Annotated in this window: 17 protein-coding genes and 1 tRNA gene; 15 read left to right on the top strand and 3 right to left on the bottom strand. The window is 65.7% G+C overall.

Annotation, left to right across the window (positions count from 1 at the left end):
• The first annotated feature begins 1 nt into the window (after position 1).
• Entirely contained in the window at positions 2-946 is a 945-nt protein-coding gene (locus tag RPB_RS01140) for a hypothetical protein (protein WP_011439128.1), read from the top strand.
• A 320-nt stretch (positions 947-1266) separates the two neighbouring features.
• On the opposite strand, the gene RPB_RS01135 is transcribed toward RPB_RS01140, so the two are convergent.
• Positions 1267-2832: an ABC transporter substrate-binding protein gene (locus RPB_RS01135; protein ID WP_198135170.1), complete on the bottom strand. Its 1566-nt coding sequence runs from the start codon at positions 2830-2832 to the stop codon at positions 1267-1269.
• Between the two features lie 207 nt (positions 2833-3039).
• On the opposite strand from RPB_RS01135, the gene RPB_RS01130 reads away from it, so the two are divergent.
• From RPB_RS01130 to RPB_RS01100, 7 genes are all read left to right on the top strand, one after another.
• Positions 3040-4701 carry an ABC transporter substrate-binding protein gene (locus RPB_RS01130; protein ID WP_011439126.1) on the top strand — a complete coding sequence of 554 codons (1662 nt, stop codon included), beginning with the start codon at positions 3040-3042 and terminating at the stop codon, positions 4699-4701.
• Between the two features lie 158 nt (positions 4702-4859).
• On the top strand, positions 4860-5813 hold the full coding sequence (locus RPB_RS01125) for an ABC transporter permease (RefSeq protein WP_011439125.1): 954 nt from the start codon (positions 4860-4862) through the stop codon (positions 5811-5813).
• A 19-nt stretch (positions 5814-5832) separates the two neighbouring features.
• The gene (locus RPB_RS01120) at positions 5833-6720 is read left to right on the top strand and encodes an ABC transporter permease (protein ID WP_011439124.1); all 888 of its coding nucleotides are present in this window, start codon (positions 5833-5835) and stop codon (positions 6718-6720) included.
• 1 nt (position 6721) lies between these two features.
• Entirely contained in the window at positions 6722-7786 is a 1065-nt protein-coding gene (locus tag RPB_RS01115; RefSeq protein ID WP_011439123.1) for an ABC transporter ATP-binding protein, read from the top strand.
• The gene (locus tag RPB_RS01110) at positions 7783-7980 is read left to right on the top strand and encodes a hypothetical protein (RefSeq protein ID WP_011439122.1); all 198 of its coding nucleotides are present in this window, start codon (positions 7783-7785) and stop codon (positions 7978-7980) included. Before RPB_RS01115 ends, RPB_RS01110 begins: the two co-directional genes overlap by 4 nt.
• A complete protein-coding gene (locus RPB_RS01105; protein ID WP_011439121.1) occupies positions 7977-9392 on the top strand; it encodes an Asp-tRNA(Asn)/Glu-tRNA(Gln) amidotransferase GatCAB subunit A in 1416 nt (471 codons plus the stop codon). Before RPB_RS01110 ends, RPB_RS01105 begins: the two co-directional genes overlap by 4 nt.
• A complete protein-coding gene (locus RPB_RS01100) occupies positions 9389-10366 on the top strand; it encodes an ABC transporter ATP-binding protein (protein WP_011439120.1) in 978 nt (325 codons plus the stop codon). Before RPB_RS01105 ends, RPB_RS01100 begins: the two co-directional genes overlap by 4 nt.
• Before the next feature lie 224 nt (positions 10367-10590).
• Here RPB_RS01100 and RPB_RS01095 read toward each other — a convergent pair whose 3' ends face one another.
• The gene (locus tag RPB_RS01095) at positions 10591-11493 is read right to left on the bottom strand and encodes a ketopantoate reductase family protein (RefSeq protein WP_011439119.1); all 903 of its coding nucleotides are present in this window, start codon (positions 11491-11493) and stop codon (positions 10591-10593) included.
• Positions 11494-11661: 168 nt separating this feature from the next.
• On the opposite strand from RPB_RS01095, the gene RPB_RS01090 reads away from it, so the two are divergent.
• Together RPB_RS01090 and RPB_RS01085 are read left to right on the top strand one after the other, a co-directional pair.
• Positions 11662-12705 (top strand): GMP reductase, encoded by a 1044-nt coding sequence (locus tag RPB_RS01090; RefSeq protein WP_011439118.1) that lies wholly within the window; start codon positions 11662-11664, stop codon positions 12703-12705.
• Positions 12706-12849: 144 nt separating this feature from the next.
• Positions 12850-14016 carry an acyl-CoA dehydrogenase family protein gene (locus RPB_RS01085; RefSeq protein ID WP_011439117.1) on the top strand — a complete coding sequence of 389 codons (1167 nt, stop codon included), beginning with the start codon at positions 12850-12852 and terminating at the stop codon, positions 14014-14016.
• A 27-nt stretch (positions 14017-14043) separates the two neighbouring features.
• On the opposite strand, the gene RPB_RS01080 is transcribed toward RPB_RS01085, so the two are convergent.
• Complete coding sequence (locus RPB_RS01080; RefSeq protein WP_011439116.1) at positions 14044-15324, bottom strand: DUF2130 domain-containing protein; 1281 nt, start codon at positions 15322-15324, stop codon at positions 14044-14046.
• A gap of 238 nt (positions 15325-15562) precedes the next feature.
• Between RPB_RS01080 and RPB_RS01075 the strand changes: the two genes are divergently transcribed.
• From RPB_RS01075 to RPB_RS01055, 5 genes are all read left to right on the top strand, one after another.
• Positions 15563-15652 (top strand) — tRNA-Ser (locus RPB_RS01075).
• A 195-nt stretch (positions 15653-15847) separates the two neighbouring features.
• The gene (locus tag RPB_RS01070) at positions 15848-17131 is read left to right on the top strand and encodes a GAF domain-containing sensor histidine kinase (protein WP_011439115.1); all 1284 of its coding nucleotides are present in this window, start codon (positions 15848-15850) and stop codon (positions 17129-17131) included.
• 229 nt (positions 17132-17360) lie between these two features.
• The gene (locus tag RPB_RS01065) at positions 17361-19268 is read left to right on the top strand and encodes a PAS domain-containing sensor histidine kinase (protein ID WP_011439114.1); all 1908 of its coding nucleotides are present in this window, start codon (positions 17361-17363) and stop codon (positions 19266-19268) included.
• Positions 19269-19370: 102 nt separating this feature from the next.
• Entirely contained in the window at positions 19371-19757 is a 387-nt protein-coding gene (locus RPB_RS01060; protein ID WP_245258291.1) for a response regulator transcription factor, read from the top strand.
• Positions 19754-20440, top strand: coding sequence for a response regulator transcription factor (locus tag RPB_RS01055; protein WP_011439112.1), 687 nt, complete (start codon positions 19754-19756; stop codon positions 20438-20440). Before RPB_RS01060 ends, RPB_RS01055 begins: the two co-directional genes overlap by 4 nt.
• Positions 20441-20679: the final 239 nt, after the last annotated feature.

Below are 20679 nucleotides of genomic sequence, written 5' to 3'. Positions count from 1 at the left end.
GATGACACGAGCCGCTTTCGAGACGCCGATCGAGGACACCGGCGATGCGCTGGCCGGGCCGTGGCGGCAGCCGCGACAGATGCTGCACGCGCAGGTCTACGATTCCCACGCCTCGATCCACGACGACGCCACCGCGCAGAAGCTCGGCTTCAAGGGCGGCACGATCGAGGGGCCGACGCATTTCAGCCAGTTCGTGCCGCTGTGCGAACGGCTGTGGGGGCGCGACTGGTTCGAGAGCGGCTGCATCTCGGCGCATTATCGCAACGCGGCGTTCGAAGGCGAGGATGTGCAGGCGATCGTCGACAAGCCGGCGAACGGCGCGCGCCACGCCGCGATCCGGATGGTCAAGCGCGACGGCACCGAAGTGCTGCGCGGTAGCGTCTCGGTCGGTGCCGACGCGCCGCCCTCGGCGCTCGATCTGCGGCTGACCGAACTCAAGCCGCTGACCGACGCCGTGATCCTGCGCGACATCAGTGTCGGCATGACGACGGCGCCGCAGACCGTGAAGATGGATTTCGAACAGAACATGGGCGAACTGTATCCGTTCTCGCTGGCCGACAAGCTGAAGGTGATCACCGAGCCGTCGCCGTACTATCAGGACGCATCGCCGTGGGGCCGGCCGATCATCCCGGTCGAGATGCTCAGCGTGCTGTTCCAGTATCTCAGCAAGAAGGACGGCCTGCCGGTGCGCGGCCCCGCGGTCGGGCTGTTCGCCGATCAGGAGATCCGGCTGGTCGCCGGGCCGCTGTTCGTCGGCGAGAGTTATCGCGTTCAGCGCAAGGTCGTGGCGCTGTCCGGCAGCAAACGGACCGAGAGCCTGTGGGCGCGAACCGAGGCGTTCGACAGTGAAGGCCGGCTGGTCGCCACCATGCTGCTCAACTCGGCGAGCCTGAAGGAGTCCTACGCGCCATATCAGCAGGAATACGCCGCGCTCGGGCGCGGCTGAGCGTCGGCCACCGCGCAGGCCGCGAGTCTGGCGCGTGGGGAGAGATCGATTGCCGAGGGGGAGAGGCTGCGCGAGCCGCGTAGCCTGGGCTTGAAGGCGTGGGACCGAGTACGGCCGCCTAGAGAAGCTCTGATTTTGATGGAATCACCGGCGTCATCCTGAGGTGCCCGCTGGGCCGCGCCATGCGCGGCCCAGCGGGCCTCGAAGGATGAGCCGCAAGCACCTTGGCCGCATCCTTCGAGGCTCGCTTCGCTCGCACCTCAGGATGACGACTCAGCACGCGAGAATGCCGCGTTGCTTCAATCAAGCGATGAACCGGTCTATTGCAGCCCGATCGTGGTCAGGTCCTGGAACCAGTGCTGGGCCTGCACGAAGCTCTTCACCTTCGGCGACAGCGCGTGCGGGTTGGTGTCGTGCACCACCCAGACCAGCGCCGCGTCGTCGACGATCTGGGCATGCGCCTGCGCCAGCAGCTCGTCCTGCTTGACCGGATCGAAGTTGGTCTTCGCCTCGTCGATCAGCGCGTCGACCTTGGGGTTCTTGTAGCCGCCCCAATTGACGCCGACCGGCGCCACCTGTCCGGAGTGGAAGAACCGCACGATCGCGTAGAGCGGATCGGACGTCACATAGGCGATATTGTTGGCGGTGATGCCGGCCATGCTCTCGTCGGCCGCGCCCTTGCGCCACGCGGTGTACAGCACTTCGAGTTCGACCACCTTGAACTCGACGTCGATGCCGATCTCCTTGAAGCTCTGCTGCAGGAACTCGTTCATCGGCAGCGACAGCATCTGGCCGGTGCCGCCGGTGGCGATGATGAACTTGGCCTTCAGCGGCTTCTCCGGCGAGTAGCCGGCTTCCTTCACCAGCCGCTTGGCCTCGGCGAGGTCGTATTTGATCTTGAAGGTCGGCTTGCCGAACCACGGGCTCGACGGATCGACCTGGCCGACCGCCGGCTTGGCGAGGCCGTTCATCAGCCCGACCACGGCGTCGCGGTCGATCGCGAGATTCAGCGCCTTGCGCAGACGGACATCGGTCCACGGCGAGCCGGGCAGCACGCTGAGGTGATAGTTCCAGACATGCGGCGTGACATTGTCGACCAGCTTCATGCCGGCCGATTTGAGCTGCGGCACGGCATCGGGCGCGGGCGTCTCGATCAGATCGACCTGGCCGGCGAGCAACGCGTTGGTGCGGGTGAGCGCTTCGGGCATCGGCACCAGCACGAGCTTGTCGGTCTTCGGCAGCCGCGCCTTGTCCCAATAGTCGGCGTTCCTGGTCAGCTCGGCGAGTTCGCGCGGCACCAGCTTGGTGAGCTTGAAGGGACCCGTGCCCGACGGCTGCGCCGCGAACTTGTCCCAGTCCTTGCCGACCTTGTCGTATTGCGCCGGGCTCGACACCAGGAACCAGAGCATCTGATAGGGGAAGAAGGAGTCGACCGCCTTGGTGGTGATCTCGATGGTTGAATCGTCGATCTTGGCGTAACTCTTTACCGACGGAAGCCGGGTCTTGACCTGCGCGCTCTGCCGCTTGTCGAACTGCGGTGCCTTTTCGTTGAGCACCTTGTCGAGATTCCAGATCACTGCGTCGGCATTGAAGTCGCTGCCGTCGTGGAACTTGACGCCCTTGCGCAGAGTAAAGCGCCATTTGGTCTTGTCGGACTCGTCGACTTTCCATTCGGTCGCAAGGCCGGGCACCAGCTTGCCGGGCCGATCGGCGACATTCATCTCCCAGGCCACCAGCGGATCGTAGATCGTATAGCCGGTGAATTGATAGGCACCTGCGCCGCGATCGGGCTGGCCGGTGGTGAGCGGAATGTCCGCCATAGAGATGCCGTAACGCACCACCGATTCCGCACGCGCGGGCCCGATGACGCCCGCGGCTGCGATCATCGCGGCCAGCACCAACGCACTTCCAAATCGCTTCATTGCAACGAATCTCCTCGTGAGCATGGCGCATCAGCCTGCAATGCGAGTGCCAAGTCCGGCGTCCGCCGGCCGATCGGTCGAATTATATGCATACGAATGAGATTGCCGGTTTGAGTGGCACGGGCATTGCATAATCCAGCGTACAAATTAGTCACACGGGAAGTTTCCACCATGCGCCATCTTCATTCCTTCAGCCGCACTGCGGTGCTGCTCGCTCTGACGGCCGTCGGCTCTGTCGCCGTGCCGCAGATCGCTTCATCCGAAACCGTGCTGCGGATCGGCATGACGGCCGCGGACATTCCGCGCACGCTCGGCCAGCCGGATCAGGGTTTCGAAGGCAACCGCTTCACCGGCCTGACGATGTATGACGGGCTGACGATGTGGGACCTGTCGTCCGCCACCAAGGCGAGCGTGGTGATCCCGGGGCTCGCGACCGAATGGAAGGTCGAGGACGCCGACAAGACCAAATGGATCTTCAAGCTGCGCCCCGGCGTCACCTTCCACGACGGCACGCCTTTCAATGCCGACGCCGTGGTCTGGAATGTCGACAAGGTGCTGAACAAGGAGGCTGTTCAGTTCGACGCCAGCCAGGTCGGCGTCACCGCGTCGCGGATGCCGACGCTGGTCTCGGCCAAGAAGATCGACGACATGACGGTGGAGCTCACCGCCAAGGAGCCCGACAGCTTCCTGCCGATCAACCTCACCAATCTGTTCATCGTCAGCCCGTCGAAATGGCAGGCGCTGTACGAGAAGGCCGAGGGCGCCGACGCCAAGGCGCGGTCGCAGGCCGCCTGGGCCGCGTTCGCCAAGGACGCCGCCGGCACCGGGCCGTGGAAGATGGCGAAGTTCACGCCGCGCGAGCGGCTCGAACTGGTGAAGAACGACAATTACTGGGACAAGGCGCGGGTGCCGAAGACCGACCGCATGGTGCTGCTGCCGATGCCCGAAGCCAACGCGCGCACCGCGGCGCTGCTGTCCGGCCAGGTCGACTGGATCGAGGCGCCTGCGCCCGACGCGGTGAAGGAGATCACCGCGCGCGGCTTCAAGATCGAGAAGAACGAACAGCCGCATGTCTGGCCGTGGCAGTTCTCGCGGATCGAGGGCTCGCCCTGGAACGACATCCGCGTCCGCCGCGCCGCCAATCTGTGCATCGACCGCGAAGGCCTGCGTGACGGCCTGCTCGCCGGCCTGATGGTGCCGGCGACCGGCACCTTCGAGCCCGGCCATCCGTGGCGCGGCAATCCGTCGTTCCAGATCAAGTACGATCTGCCGGCGGCGCAGAAGCTGATGAAGGAGGCCGGCTTCGGCCCCGACAAGAAGCTCAGCGTCAAGGTGCAGACCTCGGCGTCCGGCTCCGGCCAGATGCTGCCGCTGCCGATGAACGAATATCTGCAGCAGGCTCTCGCCGAGTGTTACTTCGACGTCAAGCTCGATGTCATCGAATGGAACACGCTGTTCACCAATTGGCGGCGTGGCGTCAAGGATCCCTCGGCCAACGGCAGCAACGCCACCAATGTCACCTACGCGGCGATGGATCCGTTCTTCGCGCTGGTCCGCTTCCTGCAATCGTCGATGGCGCCGCCGGTGTCGAACAATTGGGGCTACATCAACAACCCCAAGTTCGACGAGTTGGTGAAGAAGGCACGGACCAGCTTCGACGCCGCCGAGCGCGACAAGGCGCTGGCCGAGCTGAACGCCGCCTCGATCGACGACGCGGCCTTCCTCTACGTCGCCCACGACGTCGGCCCGCGCGCGATGAGTCCGAAGGTCAAGGGCTTCGTGCAGCCCAAGAGCTGGTTCGTCGACTTCTCGCCGGTGTCGATGGCGCCGTAAATCACCACTGCAGAAACCCTGCCCCGTCGTTGCGAGGAGCGAAGCGACGAAGCAATCCAGCCCAGTACGCTGATCACTGGATTGCTTCGCTGCGCTCGCAATGACGGAGGAAGACGCATCGATCCGACCGACTTCATCCTCGTTCGAGTGAGAGTCCTGTGCTCGTCTACATCGCCCGCCGCATCGTCTATGTGATTCCGATCGTGCTCAGCGTCGCGCTGGTGTGCTTTCTCCTGGTGCACATCACGCCCGGCGATCCGCTGGTCGCGGTGCTGCCGGCGGATGCGTCACAGGAGCTCGCCGCGCAGCTGCGCGCCGCCTACGGCTTCGACCGGCCGCTGCCGGTGCAGTTCGGGCTGTGGCTGTGGAAGGCGCTGCACGGCGATCTCGGCACCTCGATCGCGACCGGCCGCCCGGTGCTGAGCGAAGTGCTGCGCGCCGTCGGCAACACCGTGACGCTGGCGATCGCGGCGGCGATCATCGGCTTTTCGCTCGGGCTGATGTTCGGCCTGCTGGCCGGTTACTTCCGCGATAGCTGGATCGACAAAGTCTCGACCTCGATCGCGATCGCCGGCGTCTCCGTGCCGCATTACTGGCTCGGCATGGTGCTGGTGATCATCTTCTCGGTGCAGCTCAACTGGCTGCCTGCGGTCGGCGCCGGCCCCGGCGGCTCGGGGCAATGGGGCTGGGACTGGGCGCATCTGAAATATCTGGTGCTGCCGGCGATCACCACGTCCGTTATTCCAATGGGCATCGTCACCCGCACCGTGCGGGCGCTGACCGGTGATATCCTGTCGCAGGACTTCGTCGAGGCGCTGCGCGCCAAGGGGCTGCGCGAGACGCAGGTGTTCCGCCACGTGCTGAAGAACGCAGCCCCGACCGCGCTGGCGGTGATGGGCTTGCAGCTCGGCTACATGCTCGGCGGCTCGATCCTGATCGAGACGGTGTTCTCCTGGCCGGGCTCGGGGCTGTTGCTCAACTCCGCGATCTTCCAGCGCGATTTGCCGCTGCTGCAGGGCACCATCCTGGTGCTGGCGCTGTTCTTCGTGTTCCTCAATCTGGTGGTGGACATCGCGCAGGCCGCGATCGACCCGCGCATCAAGCGCGCCTGAGCAGGAAGGATTGCCGCTCATGACCGCGATCACCGAAACCGCCGTGCAGACCGCGCCCGCCGGCAACGCGCGCGGCTACTGGTCCACCGTCGGCCGCAGGCTCTCGCGCGACAAGGTCAGCATCGCCTGCGCGATCGTCCTGCTGCTGATCCTGCTGTCGGCGATCTTCGCGCCGTATCTGCATCTCGCCGATCCGTATCAGGGCTCGATGATCCGAAGGCTGAAGCCGATCGGCACGCCGAACTATCCGCTCGGCAGCGACGAACTCGGCCGCGACATGCTGGCGCGGCTGATCTATGGCGGGCGGCTGTCGCTGCTGATTGGCATTCTTCCCGTCGTGCTGGCCTTCGTGCTAGGCACTTCGCTGGGCCTCGTCGCCGGCTATGTCGGCGGCAAGGTCAACACCGCGATCATGCGCACCATCGACGTGTTCTACGCGTTTCCGTCGGTGCTGCTGGCGATCGCGATCTCGGGCGCGCTCGGCGCCGGCATCACCAATTCGATCGTGTCGCTGACCGTGGTGTTCCTGCCGCAGATCACCCGCGTCGCCGAAAGCGTCACCACCGGCGTTCGCAACATGGATTTCGTCGAGGCCGCGCGCGCCTCCGGCGCCGGGCCGTTCACCATCATGCGCGTGCACATGCTCGGCAACGTGCTGGGGCCGATCTTCGTCTACGCCACCGGGCTGATCTCGGTGTCGATGATCCTCGCCGCCGGCCTGTCGTTCCTGGGCCTCGGCACCAAGCCGCCGGAGCCCGAATGGGGGCTGATGCTGAACACGCTGCGCACCGCGATCTACGTCAATCCCTGGGTGGCGGCGCTGCCCGGCGCGATGATCTTCGCGGTCTCGATCTGCTTCAACCTGCTGAGCGACGGCTTGCGCAGCGCCATGGATATCAGGAACTGAGATGACGCAAGCCGCAGAACTCAGCCACGGCCTCGAGCCGATCGAGGATATCGGCGGCGCCGCGCAGCCGCTGCTGGACGTCAGAGGTCTCACCAAGCACTTCCCGGTGCGCGGCGGGCTGTTCAGCGCCGCCAAGACGGTGCGGGCGGTCGACGACGTTTCGTTCGCGATCGCCAAGGGCGAAACCGTCGGCATCGTCGGCGAATCCGGCTGCGGCAAGTCGACCACGGCGCGGCTGTTGATGCATCTGATGCCGCGCAACGCCGGCGACATCATCTATGACGGCCGCGCCGTCGGCCGCGAATTATCGCTGCGCGAGCTGCGGCGCGGGATGCAGATGGTGTTTCAGGACAGCTACGCGTCGCTCAACCCGCGCCTCACCATCGAGGAGTCGATCGCGTTCGGTCCGAAGGTGCACGGCATGGCCGATGGCACCGCGCGAGCGCTGGCGCGCGAGCTGCTCGGCAAGGTCGGGCTGCGGCCGGAGAATTTCGCCAATCGCTACCCGCACGAAGTCTCCGGCGGCCAGCGCCAGCGCGTCAACATCGCCCGCGCGCTGGCGCTGTCGCCGCGGCTGGTGATCCTCGACGAAGCGGTGTCGGCGCTCGACAAATCGGTCGAGGCGCAGGTGCTGAATCTGCTGGTCGACCTCAAGCGCGAATTCGGCCTGACCTATCTGTTCATCAGCCACGATCTCAACGTGGTGCGCTACATCTCGGATCGCGTGCTGGTGATGTATCTGGGCGAAGTCGTCGAGCTCGGGCCGGTCGACAAGGTCTGGGATCAGCCGGCGCATCCCTATACGCGCGCGCTGCTGGCGGCGATGCCGTCGTCGGATCCCGACCGCCGCACCGAAGTGCCGCCGATTTCCGGCGATCCGCCGAACCCGATCGATCCGCCGTCCGGCTGCCGGTTTCACACCCGCTGCCCGTTCGCGGAGCCTTTGTGCGGCGGCGACGCGCCGAAGCTGACCGCGCTGGACCCGAGCGGCCACCAGGCGGCATGCTACATGGCGATCCCCGGCTCGGGCCACAGCCGGGCGCCGAAAGTGATGGAGACGACATGACGAGACCCGTTCCGGACCAGATCAAGGCGATGGCGGAGGTGGCCGGCGTGCCGGTGAGCGACGAGGTCGCCGCGCGCATCGCCAATTCGATCGGGCCGGCGTTCGACGGCTTCGCGCCGATTGCAGGCTCGCTGCCGTTCGATCTCGAACCCGCGACCTTCCTGGTCGCGCAGACCGGCAAGGCCGCATCATGAGCACGACCGATCCGGCATTGCTGTCGCTGACCGAAATCGCGCAGGCGATCGCTGCGAAGACAGTCTCCTCGCGCGAGGTGACGCAGGCCTGCCTCGATCGCATCGCGGCCCAGCAGCCGCGGCTCAACGCCTTCATGTCGATCGAAGCCGACAGCGCGCTCGCCGCCGCGGATGCCGCAGACGCGGAGCTGGCGCGCGGCGACAGTCGCGGCGTGCTGCACGGCGTGCCGCTCGCGCACAAGGACATGTACTACGAGACGGGTCACGTCGTGACCTGCGGCTCGAAGATCCGGCAGGACGACGTCGCGACCACGACCTCGACCGCGCTGCAGCGGCTGAAGGATGCCGGCACGGTTCGGCTGGGCTCGTTGCAGATGTCGGAATTCGCCTATGGGCCGACCGGCCACAACGCGCATTTCGGCCCGGTGCATAATCCTTGGAACATCGATCACATCACCGGCGGTTCGTCGTCGGGCTCCGGTGCGGCCGTCGCGGCGCGGCTGACGTTTGCGGCGCTCGGCTCCGACACCGGAGGATCGATCCGGATGCCGGCGCATTTCTGCGGCGTCACCGGGCTGAAGACCACGGTCGGCCGCGTCAGCCGCGCCGGCGCGATGCCGCTGTCGCAGTCGCTCGACACCGTCGGGCCGCTGGCGCGCACCGCGCAGGATTGCGCGCTCCTGCTCGGGCTGATGGCCGGGGCCGACCCGGAGGATCTGACCTGCATCGCCGGCGAACTGCCGGACTATCTCGCGGCGACGCACGCGCCGATGCGCGGCGCGCGGATCGGGATTCCGAAGGCGTTCTATGTCGACGACCTCGATCCTGAAGTGGCGCGCGTGCTCGACGAGACCATCGCCACGCTCAGGGCCGAAGGCGCCAGCGTGGTCGAGGTCGATCTGCCCGACCAGCCGCAATTGACCGCGGCGTGCCAGCTTGTGCTCGCGGTGGAAGCCGCCGCGTTCCACAAGCGCTGGATGATCGAACGGCCGCAGGATTACGGCCCGCAGGTGCTGATGCGGCTGCAGAACGGCCTCGGCGTGCCGGCGATTTCCTATCTCGAGGCGATGCGCTGGCGCGGGCCGGCACTGTCGGCGCATCTCGCCGCGGTCGCCGATGTCGATGCCGTGCTGGCGCCGGTGGCTCCGGTGCCGGCCCCGACGATCGCGGAGAGCGACGTCGGTAGCAGCCTGAACGCCGAAGCGGTGATCCAGCGGCTGACGCGCTTCACCCGGCCGATCAACTATCTGGGCCTGCCGTCGCTGGCGATTCCGACGGGCTTCAGCGCCAGCGGCCTGCCGATCGGGCTGCAACTGATCGGGCGCCCGTTCGACGAGGCGATGATCCTGCGGATCGGCGCGGCGTTCCAGCGCGTCACTGAATTCCACAACAAGATGCCGGCGTCAGCATGAGCAATCTGGTCGAGGTTCGCGATCTCAACATCCGCTTCACCGGCGAGCGCACGGTGCACGCGGTCAACAATCTCAGCCTCTCGCTCGGCGAAGGCGAGGTGCTGGGGCTGCTCGGCGAATCCGGCTCGGGCAAGAGCGTGACGCTGCGCGCGCTGATGCGGCTGCTGCCGAAGAAGCGCACGCAGATTTCCGGCCGTGTCGAGGTGATGGGCCGCGACGTGCTGGCGCTCGACGACGATGCGCTGTCGAATTTCCGCGGCCAGGCGGTGTCGATGATCTTCCAGGAGCCGGCGCTGGCGCTCGATCCGGTCTACACCATCGGCCACCAGATCGCCGAGACGGTGATGCGCCACGAAGGCAAGAGCCAGCAGGACGCGACCGCGCGCGCGCTGGAGATGCTCGAAGTCGTGCGCATTCCGTCGGCGAAACGGCGGCTCGATGCCTATCCGCACGAGATGAGCGGCGGCATGCGGCAGCGCGCGATGATCGCGCTGGCGCTCGCCTGCCGGCCGAAGATCCTCCTGGCAGATGAGCCGACCACCGCGCTCGACGCCACCGTGCAGATCCAGATCCTGCTGCTGCTGCGCGAATTGCAGCGCGAATTCGGCATGTCGGTGATCTTCGTGACGCACGACATCGGCGTGGCGATCGAGATCTGCGACCGCGTCGCGGTGATGTATGCGGGGCAGATCATCGAGCAGGGCACGCTCGGCCAGATCGTGCGCACGCCGCAGCATCCTTATGCGCAGGGCCTGCTCGCCTCCACGGTCCACGGCGCCAAGCGCGGCGCGCGGCTGGAGACGATCCCGGGTGCGCCGCCCTCGCTCGACAAGGCGCCCACCGCGTGCTCGTTCGCGCCGCGCTGCGCCCACGTCCAGCCGCGCTGCACCGAAGGGCTGCCGCCGGACGTGCAGGTGGGGCCGGGCCGCACCGCGCGCTGCATTCTGGCCGAAGCGGCGCCGGCGCCGGTGTGATATCGGTCATCCATGGATGATGAGTTAGTTAGCTTCTCTCTCCACCCGCACGACCGTCATCCTGAGGTGCGAGCGTAGCGAGCCTCGAAGGATGAGGCGACGGGCGCTTTGGCCCATCCTTCGAGGCCCGGTGCACCGCGCATGCGCGCGGTCCACCGGGCACCTCAGGATGACGCCGAGAATGTTGAGAGCACGGCATTTGTCGGACGTCTGCGTAGCTCGCCTCAGCGGCCGATGCCGCGGCTGGCTTCGATCAGTTTCACCGCCACCTGCAGCGTCAGGTTGGTCGGGGTCGGGATGCCGAGCGCGGCGCCGCGGCGCACCACGTAGCCGTTGAGGAAGTCGATCTCGCTCGGCTTGCCGCGGGCGAGATCCTGCGCGGTCGATGATTTCTGGTTCGGCATCGACGCCGGCAGCGCCAGCGCCTTCTCCAGCATGTCGTCCGGAATCGACACGCCGCCGGCGCGCGCCACCGCGGCGCATTCGGCGATCACGCTGGTCACCACATCGCGCGCGCCCGCGACCTCGAACATCCGGCCATAGGCCATGTCGGCGACCGCCGACAGCGCGTTGAAGGCGCTGTTCATCATCAGCTTCGACCACAGCGCCTGATCGATATCGGCGGCCACCGTGGTCGGGATCTTCGCCTCCGACAGCGCAGCGGCGAGAACGCCGCTCTGTGCCGAGGCGCCGATCAGCAATTCGCCGCGGCCGTGATGCCGGACATGGCCGGGGCCGGCCATCTCGGTGCCGACATAGACGACGGCCGCGATCACCGGATGACCGATCGCCGCCGACAATCGCTGCGCGTTGTCGACGCCGTTCTGCAGGCTGAGGATCGCGGTGTCCGGCCGCAGCCGCGGCGCCAGCGCGCGACCCGCGGTCTCGGTATCGGCCGACTTGACGCAGAACAGCACCAGATCCGGCGGATCGAGCGCGGCCGGGTCGGTCGCAGCCTTCAGCGCAATGAAGCTCTCGCCGTCGCGGGTTTCGAGCCGCAGCCCGTGGGCGTCGATGGCGGCGACGTGGTCGGGGCGGCCGATCAGCGTGACGTCGTGGCCCGCCTGCGCCAGCAGCGCGCCGAAATAGCAGCCGACCGCGCCGGCGCCCATCACCGCAACCTTCATTCTGTTCTCCCTTGCAAGCGTCCTGCGCCAGTTCTGCAGCGGTTCGGCTGGCGCGGCAACCGCCCGCGGTCTCGGCGCAGGCGACGATTTGCGCATTGCGAGCGCGAACCAATGCGCAACCAATGCTTCTTATAGTGGCCGCCCACCGACGCAACCGAGGATCCGCGCGTGCATATCGACCTCAATCCGAAGCTGGACTTCCGCGACGTTCTGATCCGGCCGAAGCGCTCCGTGCTGTCGTCGCGGTTCGAAGCCAATATCAGCCGCAGCTTCCGGTTTCGCCATTCCAGCCAGGCGTGGACCGGCTTCCCGCTGATCGCCTCCAACATGGATACGGTCGGGACCATCGAGATGGCCGAAGCGTTCCGGCCGTTCGGGGCGCTGGTCGCGCTGCACAAGTTCTACGATCCGGAGCGGCTCGCTCAGTATCTCGATCGCCATGAGAATCCCAACGTGTTTCTCACTGTCGGCACCGGCGCCGCCGACTGGGAGCGGCTCGCCGCTGTCAAGGCGCAGACCCGGGTGCCGATGCTGAACATCGACGTCGCCAACGGCTACACCGAGAATTTCGTCCGGGCGGTGGGGAAGCTGCGCGACGAGAATCCCGACGCGATCATCATGGCCGGCACGGTGGTGACGGCGGAGATGACCGAGGCGCTGGTGATCGCCGGCGCCGACATCGTCCGCGTCGGCATCGGCTCGGGCTCGGTGTGTACCACGCGCGATCTCACCGGCGTCGGCTATCCGCAGCTCTCGGCCGTGATCGAATGCGCCGACGCCGCGCACGGCCTCAAGGGCCACGTCTGCTCCGACGGCGGCTGCACCGTGCCGGGCGACATCGCCAAGGCGTATGGCGGCGGCGCCGATTTCGTGATGCTCGGCGGCATGCTCGCGGGCCACGCCGAATGCGGCGGCGAGCTGCAATATGTCGAGGAGGACGGCCGGCAGGTGCCGAAGAGCATGACGTTCTACGGCATGTCGTCCGAAACCGCGATGAACAAGTATCACGGCGGCGTCGCCGATTATCGCGCAGCGGAAGGCAAGACCGTCGCGGTGCCGTATCGTGGCGAGGTGCGGGCGACGGTGGAGACCATCGCGGGCGGGCTGCGCTCGGCGATGACCTATATGGGCGCGGAGAATCTCAAGGAGGTGCCGAAGCGGACCACCTTCATCCTGGTCAACGCCCAGCGCAACACCGTGTTCGATCGCTGATCCCGCGCGATTTGCCGCGGCTCGGAATTCGCGGCGCGCGTGTCAGGGTTGCGCTTGCCTGCGCGGCCGCAAATGGCATGGTGCGGCGACGCGCGACGCTCGCGCGCGGGAAACGCCCGACACCAATCAACAAAGAGCCAGCTCATGGACTTCGCCCTCACCGATCAGCAGCAAGCCATCCGCGACGCGGTGGCGAAGATCTGCGCCGATTTCGACGATGCTTATTGGTTGCGGAAGGATCGCGAGGGTGGCTTCCCGCACGACTTCCACAAAGCTTTGGCGGACGCCGGCTGGCTCGGCATCTGCGTGCCTGAAGCGTATGGCGGCTCCGGCCTCGGCATCACCGAGGCCGCGATCATGATGCGGGCGATCTCCGAATCCGGCGCCGGCATGTCGGGCGCCTCGGCGGTGCATATCAATGTGTTCGGGCTCAACCCGGTCGTGGTGTTCGGCACCGAAGAGCAGCGCCGTCGGATGCTGCCGCCGATGGTGGAAGGGCGCGAGAAGGCGTGCTTCGCGGTGACCGAGCCGAACACCGGGCTCAACACCACCCAGCTCAAGACCCGCGCTGTGAGGAAAGGCGATCGCTACATCGTCAACGGCCAGAAGGTCTGGATCTCGACCGCGCAGGTCGCGCATAAAATCTTGCTACTTGCGCGCACCACTCCGCTGGAGGACGTCAAGTCGCCGACCCACGGGCTCAGCCTGTTCTACACCGATCTCGATCGCCGCAAGGTCGAAATCCACGAGATCGACAAGATGGGCCGCAAGATCGTCGACTCCAACGAATTGTTCTTCGCCGACTACGAGATCCCGGTCGAGGACCGGATCGGCGAGGAAGGAAGCGGCTTCCAGTACATTCTCGAAGGCATGAACCCGGAGCGCATCCTGATCGCGGCCGAAGCCGTCGGGCTCGGAAAGCTGGCGCTGTCGCGGGCGTCGGACTACGCCAAGTCGCGGATCGTGTTCAATCGCCCGATCGGCCAGAACCAGGGGATCCAGCATCCCCTGGCGAAGAACTGGGTCGAGCTGGAAGCCGCATGGCTGATGGTGATGTCGGCGGCGTGGCAATACGACAAGGGGATGCCGTGCGGCGCCGCCGCCAATGCGGCGAAATATCTCGCCGGCGAAGCGGGCTTTTCGGCCTGCGAGCAGGCGGTGATGACGCATGGCGGCTTCGGCTACGCCAAGGAATATCACGTCGAGCGTTATCTGCGCGAAGTGCTGATCCCGCGCATCGCGCCGGTCAGCCCGCAGCTGGCGCTCTCCTTCATCGCCGAGAAGGTGCTGGGGCTGGCGAAGTCGTACTGATCGCGCACCGATCGCAGAAGGCCGCGCTCACGCCGCCTGATCGGCCTCGTCGTCGCTGAAATCCTCCAGCATCGGCAGCGCCATGCCGTCGATCTCGCCCAGCGCCTTGCCGGCGATGCCCTGCAGGTCGCCATACATCCCGGCGGTCGCTTCCAGCACGCCGCGGATCTGCGCCTCGCGCTTCGCCCACATCCGCATCATCGAGCGGCGTTCCTTGTCGAGGTCGGACTGCATCTCGGTGAATTTCTCGACGATCGCCTCGACCCGCTGCCGGAACCGCGGCCCGGTGAGATAGTGATACACCAGCTCGGTCTTGGTCTGCTGGCCTTCGCCGGCCTGGCGCGCGGCGGCGAGCTCGATCAGCGACTGTCGCAGCGCGATCGCGACCGGGATCGCGCAGCGCGCCTCGGCGACCCAGACGCCGTCGATGTGATCGAAGCTGTGCACGCCCTTCGGCAGCGCGTTGGAGACGATCAGCGCCAGCTCGGCCTTGGCCTTGCGCTGGTCGTCGCGCAGCTTGGTCAGCCAGCCGTCGGTCCAGTTCTTGGTGCGCTTGGATTCCCACAGGATCGTGCCGCAGGGCTGATTGGCGGCGTTGACCACGCGGTGCAGCACGTCGCCGCCGAACTCGCCCTTCGGCACCGGCTCGATCGAATCCTGCGGGAAGCGTGCGCGCAGCGAGGCTTCGAGCTCGAGCTCCATCACCTCGCCCTGCAATTGCTGCGAGCCCTGCTCGGATTTCAGCTTGTCGATCTGCCGCTGCATCGTCGCGATGGTTTCTTCCTTCTCGGCGACCTTGAGCCGCAGCCCCTCTTCGGCATCCTGTTTGGCCTTGCTGCGCACGCTCTCCAGCGACGCCTGCACGCGCTTTTCGATGGTGAGGTCGAGCTCGCGCTTCTCGTCTTCGAGCTGGCGCTGCTTCTGCAGGAACGCCGCCTGCGCCCGCTGCGCTTCGGCGAGCTTGACGTCCTTCTGCTGCATCGCCTCGGTGAGTTCGGCGAGTTGCCGCGCCTTGGCGTCGAGGTCGTCGGCCGCGAGCCGCTTCGCTTTGGCGGCTTCCTCGGCGGCGATCCGGGTGCGCTCGACCGCGATCCGCTCGGCGACCTGCTGGCCGACGGCGGCTTTCGCGTTGTCGAGATCGGCCCGCTGCGCCTCCAGCGCGGCCTCGCGGCCGGCGATGTCCTTGTCCTTCTGCGCGATCAGCCGCTCGTATTTGCTCTGCGTATCCTTGAGCAGCGGCGCCGCCAGCGATTCCGTCAGCGGGACGCTGGTGGCGCAGTTCGGGCAAATGATGGTCAGCTCGGTCATGGCGGGCGACTCTCTTGTGCAGTCCGGTCGGTGGGAGTCTAAAGCAGGTTCATGGATTGTTCACGGGAATACTGCGGTTTTCCCGGAAAACAGGGTTCCGGAGGCTGTCCCGCGGGGATGGAGGCCAAGGGCCTGCGGCTCGACGACCGATATTGCGCCGACGCGCCTTGTCTGTCAGCCGCGGCTCGCCTAGAAACACCGCCGACCAATCGCGGCCGAAACGCCCGGTTCGCGCCGCGGAGAGGTGGCAGAGTGGTCGAATGCACCGCACTCGAAATGCGGCATAGGTGCAAGCCTATCGGGGGTTCGAATCCCTCCCTCTCCGCCACGTTTTCTGACGCTACGAAAACCCTATGAAAATCGAGGCTTTCTCACACGCTTGCAGGCGATGGGTGTAGCCCCTGGGGCGGGGCCAAAACGTGCCATAAGGTGGGCGGAGGCTGCAACCCGTTTCGTCGAGCCTCTCTGGCCCCAGTCTTCGGCAAGTAGCGATCCCCTAGTGTCGCCGGCTTAAGGTACGCAGGTGCCGCTCAGCCTCTCCGACAGTTTCGATCTGGCCGCCGTGGTAAAAACCTCTGAGGCGGTCTCGAGCGAACTGGGCGTTCCGCGCCTGATGGAAACGCTGATGACGCTGGTGCTGGAACATGCTGGCGCGCAGCGCGGCCTGCTGATCCTCCCGCAGCAGGCCGATTTGACGATCCGCACCGAGGCGAGCACCGGCGACGACGGCATTCAAGTCAAGCTGCGCGACGACATCGCCACCGAAGACGATCTGCCGACCTCGCTGGTGAACCTGGCCGCGCGAACGGGTGAAGCGATTACGGTCGACGACGCCCAATCCAGCCCGTTCGGGGACGATCCGTATATCGCACGGATGAAGTCACGCTCGCTGCTGTGCCTACCGCTGATGAAGCGCAACAAGTTGCTCGCGATCATCTTCCTCGAGAACGATCTCGCCACGGGCGTGTTCACGCCGATGAAGTTATCGGTTCTGAAGTTGCTGTCGTCGCAGGCGGCGATCTCCCTCAAGAACGCCCTCCTGGAAGAAAAGGACGCACTGGTCGAGGCGTTGCAAAAATCGCAATCCGAGCTGATGCGGATGTCTCGCCTGACTGCAATCGGCGAACTGGTGATTTCGATCGCGCACGAGATCAACCAGCCGCTGACGGCGATCATCACCAATGCCGACGTGTACCTGCGCTGGCTGGGCAACGAGCAACCGTCGATCGTCGAGGCCGAGAGCGCCGCTCGCCGCGTCATCGAGAACGGCCGACGCGCCGCAGAGGTGGTGCAGACGATCCGCGGCCTGGCGGTCAAGTCCGTGCCGAAGATGTTGCCAGTCGACGTCAACGCCGTCGTCCAGGAAATCCTTTCGATCGTTCAGAGCGAATTGCGTCAACATACGATCCACCTCGAAACCAGACTGGCGGACGGTGCCGGCGTCGTCATCGGCAACAAGGTACAGCTGCAGCAGGTGCTACTCAATTTGACCATGGACGCGATCGAGTCCATGGCCGCGATCGAGGGCCGCCGGCTGCTGACGGTGACCACCGCGTCGGGTGACGCCGACAGTATTGTCGTCACCCTCGAGGACAACGGCCTCGGTTTCCACGAAGGCCGCATCGAGCAGCTGTTCGAAGCGCTGGTGACGACCAAGCCCCAGGGCATGGGCATGGGACTGTCGATTAGCCGATCGATCGTGGAAGCGCATGGAGGGCGGCTATGGGCGAGATCGATCAAGCCGCACGGGGCACGCTTTCAGTTTTCCCTTCCGCGTTCGGCGGAGGCCGACGCGGCGGCCATGTAGTCGGAATGTTCCGCGACGTGATGTCGCGAGCAGATTGATCGCTTGGGACAAGCAACCCAACCGGACCGCATTGCGCCCGAAAATCGGCTTCGCCCACGCAAACCTACGTATAACTTGGTTTCGAACCGCGCATCACGATGATGCGAGCTAACTTTGCTCGCGTCGGAGGCGGTCCGCAACGAATGCGTGCCCTCCACAAATTGACTGGGCAACCCAGTGAGGTCAAGTAGTGACGACGATCGACCAAAGGAGGCGGCAGGTCGTAATCCTGGCGGCCTTCATTTCCTTGCTGCTGATTTTCGCTGCTGATGCGCTGAGCCCGATCGACGGCGCGGTGGCCGTTCTCTACACCGGTGTCGTGCTGATGGTCGCGCCGCTGGGGCGCCGGTTCATCCTCGCGGCCGGCTACATCTCGGCCGTGCTGACGGCGACCGCCTTCCTGTGGGGACATGCGAACGATCTGGTCAGCGGCGCCCTGCTGCGTTTCGCGGTCAGTCTGGTCGCCATCCTGATCACCGTCCTGCTGTCGTTGCGCGATCGTTCGGCGCGCGTCACCCTCGCCGAGCAGGGGAGGATCCTCGAACTCTCGCACGACACCGTGGTGATCCGTGATCCATCCGGCGTCGTGCGCTATTGGAACGAGGGCGCGGCACGGCTGTACGGCTGGACCCGGGGGGAAGCCATCGGCCGGCAATGCGACGACCTGCTGCAGGGAATTGTGCCGGTCGAGGAGATCAATCAGTCGCTGCGACGGACCGGCGCCTGGTCCGGCGAAATCGTCCGCACCCGACGCGACGGGACACCGCTCGTCCTGGCGACGCGATGGCTGCAACGACGCGATCCGGAAGGACGCCCGATCGGCGTCATCGAGACCAGTGCGGACCTGACCGAACGTCGCCGTGCCCAGGCCGAGCAGCGGCGTTCGGAACATCGCTTCAGCACCATCTTCAACTCTGGCGGTTTTGCCGCTCTGGAATGCGACCTCAGCGGCGCGATGCGCCTGGTCTTGGCCGCCGGAACAGGTGAGGAGCTTGCACCGGCGGTGCGCGCCTATCCGCAGCTACTCGACAAGGCGGCGGATGAGATCAGAATCTACAACGCCAACACGGCCGCCCTGGTGATGTTCGAAGCGGAGACCACGGCCGATCTCTCTTCGGGCAAAGTGTTGCGCGGTTCGAAGCAGGACACCGGGTGGGCATTGGAGACCATTTTTACGCAACTGGCCGCCGGCGCAATGCTGGTCGAAACCGAAGCCCGGTTCGCGACGCTGAGCGGCCAACCCATCGACGCGGTTCTGCGCCTGTCGGTGCTCCCCGACGGGGTTGATTGGTCGCGCGTGTTGCTGATGGCGTTCGACGTGACCGAGCGCAACCGAGCCCGGGCCAAGATCGAACAAACCTCCGTAGAACTGGCGCATGCCGGCCGCGTCTCGGTGCTCGGCCAGCTCGCCGCCTCGATCGCGCACGAAGTCAATCAGCCGCTGGCGGCCATCATCAACTACGGAAAATCCGGCAAGCGCTGGCTGACGCGCGCGGAACCCGATTTGGTCGAGGTCGCCGACTGCCTGGACAAGATCGTCTCGAACGGCAACCGCGCCGCAGATGTCGTCGGCAGGGTCCGCTCCCTCGCGAGGAAGTCGGCCCCACAGGCCGGTCCGGTGGATCTTGCCGCTCTGGTCCAGGACGCGGCGGCTCTGCTGGCCCGGGAGACCCGCAGTGCGGGGACAGCGATCCGGATCGATCAGAATGGACGGCTGCCTCAGGTCGAATGTGACCGCGTGCAAGTCCAGCAGGTCGTCGTCAATCTGATGATGAACGCGCTGCAAGCGACACGCGGCGCCGGTAGCAGCAGCGAAATCCGTGTCAGTCTGGACGGAACGGCCGACGACGCCATCGTCGTCGCGGTGCGGGACTCCGGAACCGGCATCGCTGGGGATCCGCACCGGATTTTCGATCCGTTCTTCTCGACAAAGCCGGACGGCATGGGCCTCGGATTATCGATCTGCAAGACCATCATCGAGGCACAAGGCGGCTCCATCTCCGCATCCAACAACGTGGGCCCAGGCGCCACCGTTGCCTTCACCCTGCCGCGCAAGGCTTCGGCCGAAGCGGCGGGCGCGCGTCGTCTCATATCTTGATATGATGGGCAGCGGCCGGCGGATTCGTCATACCATCGAGACAGCCGGACAAGGCTATCCCGGTGGGAGACGACGTTGCTGCACCTATCCACCATCACCATTGTGGACGACGACGAAGACGTTCGTGAGAGCATCTCGAGCTTCTTTCGTTCGGTCGGGCTGCATGTCGAGGGCTTCGCCGCGGCCGAGACCTTCCTGGCCTCGCCCTCGCTCCCCGACACCGATTGCCTCATTACGGATCTGCACATGCCCGGAATGGACGGGCTCGGACTGCACCGCGAGCTCCTGCGGCGCGGCGTCAATATCCCGGTGATCATGATGACGGCCTACTCCACCCCGGAGGCACGCGCCGAGGCCAGCGACCTCGGCGCCGCCGGCTTCGTCGATAAACCGGTCGATCCGGAAATCCTTCTGCACGACGTCGAGGCGATCCTGCGGGCCGCACGGCATCGCCGCGTCCCGTCCGACCGATCAGGTCCAAAGTCATGAGCAAATCTCCGAACCTCTCGCAATCGCCGCTGATCTGCGTTGTCGACGACGATGAGGATGTCCGTAGTTCGCTCAGCAGCCTGCTACGGTCGATCGGTTATGCGGTGAAGACATTCGCTGGGCCGCTGGATTTTCTCGCCTCGGACGCGGTCGATGCCGCTTCCTGTCTGATTCTCGATATTCAGCTCGGGGAAGCCGACGGACTTGAATTCCAGCAGGAATTGGTCACGAGCGACGCATCGATCCCAATCATCCTGATCTCCGGACACGGCGATATCCCGAAGACGGTGCGCGCGATGAAAGCGGGCGCCGTCAATTTTCTACCCAAACCGTTCGAGGAAGAAGCCCTTCTTGCCGCTGTGGCAGAAGCTGTTTCCCGCGACCAGCGTCGACGCAACGATGCGCATCGCGATGAGAGCATCCGCCTGCGCTACGAACAGCTCACGCCGCGTGAACGCGAGGTGATGGCACTGGTCGCAGCCGGGCTGATGAACAAGCAGATCGCCTGGCGGCTGTCGCTCAGCGAAATCACCGTCAAGATTCATCGTGGCAACATGATCCGGAAGATGCAGGTGAAATCCGTTGCCGAGCTGGTTCGTCTTGCCGATCAGCTCGGCGTCCGTGCGGCCCCTGAGACGCATCCCGATGCAACGCCGAGCCGGCAGGGAAATCCACCGCTTTAGAGCGGGATGACGGATCTTCGAATCATCATCCTGCTGTGGAGCCTTGTTTGAGCATGATCTCGCGCTCCCGCATGAACGCCTGAGCAAGCTGCGCGTTCGCGCCAACGCCGGCCGGACGTCTGCGGCCTTGTCTGCGCGCGTGTATCTCCGATCAGTTCGTTTCCGGTCGACGCACAGCGGTCGTCGGGCGCCGCTCGGCGAAGCCGTCCCGGACCTCGATCCGATCGTGAACCTCGCAG

This window comes from Rhodopseudomonas palustris HaA2 (assembly GCF_000013365.1).
Classification (GTDB): Bacteria; Pseudomonadota; Alphaproteobacteria; order Rhizobiales; family Xanthobacteraceae; genus Rhodopseudomonas; species Rhodopseudomonas palustris_J.
Note: the sequence above shows the minus strand (reverse complement) of the source record. Positions and strands in the feature narration are given on the sequence as shown.

What these genes read in the sequence shown, in the direction of transcription:
- RPB_RS01085 (WP_011439117.1), top strand. Translation starts at nt 12,850, where the DNA reads ATGGACTTCGCCCTCACCGATCAGCAGCAAGCCATCCGCGACGCGGTG.
- RPB_RS01055 (WP_011439112.1), top strand. Translation starts at nt 19,754, where the DNA reads ATGAGCAAATCTCCGAACCTCTCGCAATCGCCGCTGATCTGCGTTGTC.
- RPB_RS01135 (WP_198135170.1), bottom strand. Translation starts at nt 2,832, where the DNA reads ATGATCGCAGCCGCGGGCGTCATCGGGCCCGCGCGTGCGGAATCGGTG.
- RPB_RS01080 (WP_011439116.1), bottom strand. Translation starts at nt 15,324, where the DNA reads ATGACCGAGCTGACCATCATTTGCCCGAACTGCGCCACCAGCGTCCCG.
- RPB_RS01115 (WP_011439123.1), top strand. Translation starts at nt 6,722, where the DNA reads ATGACGCAAGCCGCAGAACTCAGCCACGGCCTCGAGCCGATCGAGGAT.
- RPB_RS01120 (WP_011439124.1), top strand. Translation starts at nt 5,833, where the DNA reads ATGACCGCGATCACCGAAACCGCCGTGCAGACCGCGCCCGCCGGCAAC.
- RPB_RS01105 (WP_011439121.1), top strand. Translation starts at nt 7,977, where the DNA reads ATGAGCACGACCGATCCGGCATTGCTGTCGCTGACCGAAATCGCGCAG.
- RPB_RS01095 (WP_011439119.1), bottom strand. Translation starts at nt 11,493, where the DNA reads ATGAAGGTTGCGGTGATGGGCGCCGGCGCGGTCGGCTGCTATTTCGGC.
- RPB_RS01110 (WP_011439122.1), top strand. Translation starts at nt 7,783, where the DNA reads ATGACGAGACCCGTTCCGGACCAGATCAAGGCGATGGCGGAGGTGGCC.
- RPB_RS01100 (WP_011439120.1), top strand. Translation starts at nt 9,389, where the DNA reads ATGAGCAATCTGGTCGAGGTTCGCGATCTCAACATCCGCTTCACCGGC.
- RPB_RS01140 (WP_011439128.1), top strand. Translation starts at nt 2, where the DNA reads ATGACACGAGCCGCTTTCGAGACGCCGATCGAGGACACCGGCGATGCG.
- RPB_RS01130 (WP_011439126.1), top strand. Translation starts at nt 3,040, where the DNA reads ATGCGCCATCTTCATTCCTTCAGCCGCACTGCGGTGCTGCTCGCTCTG.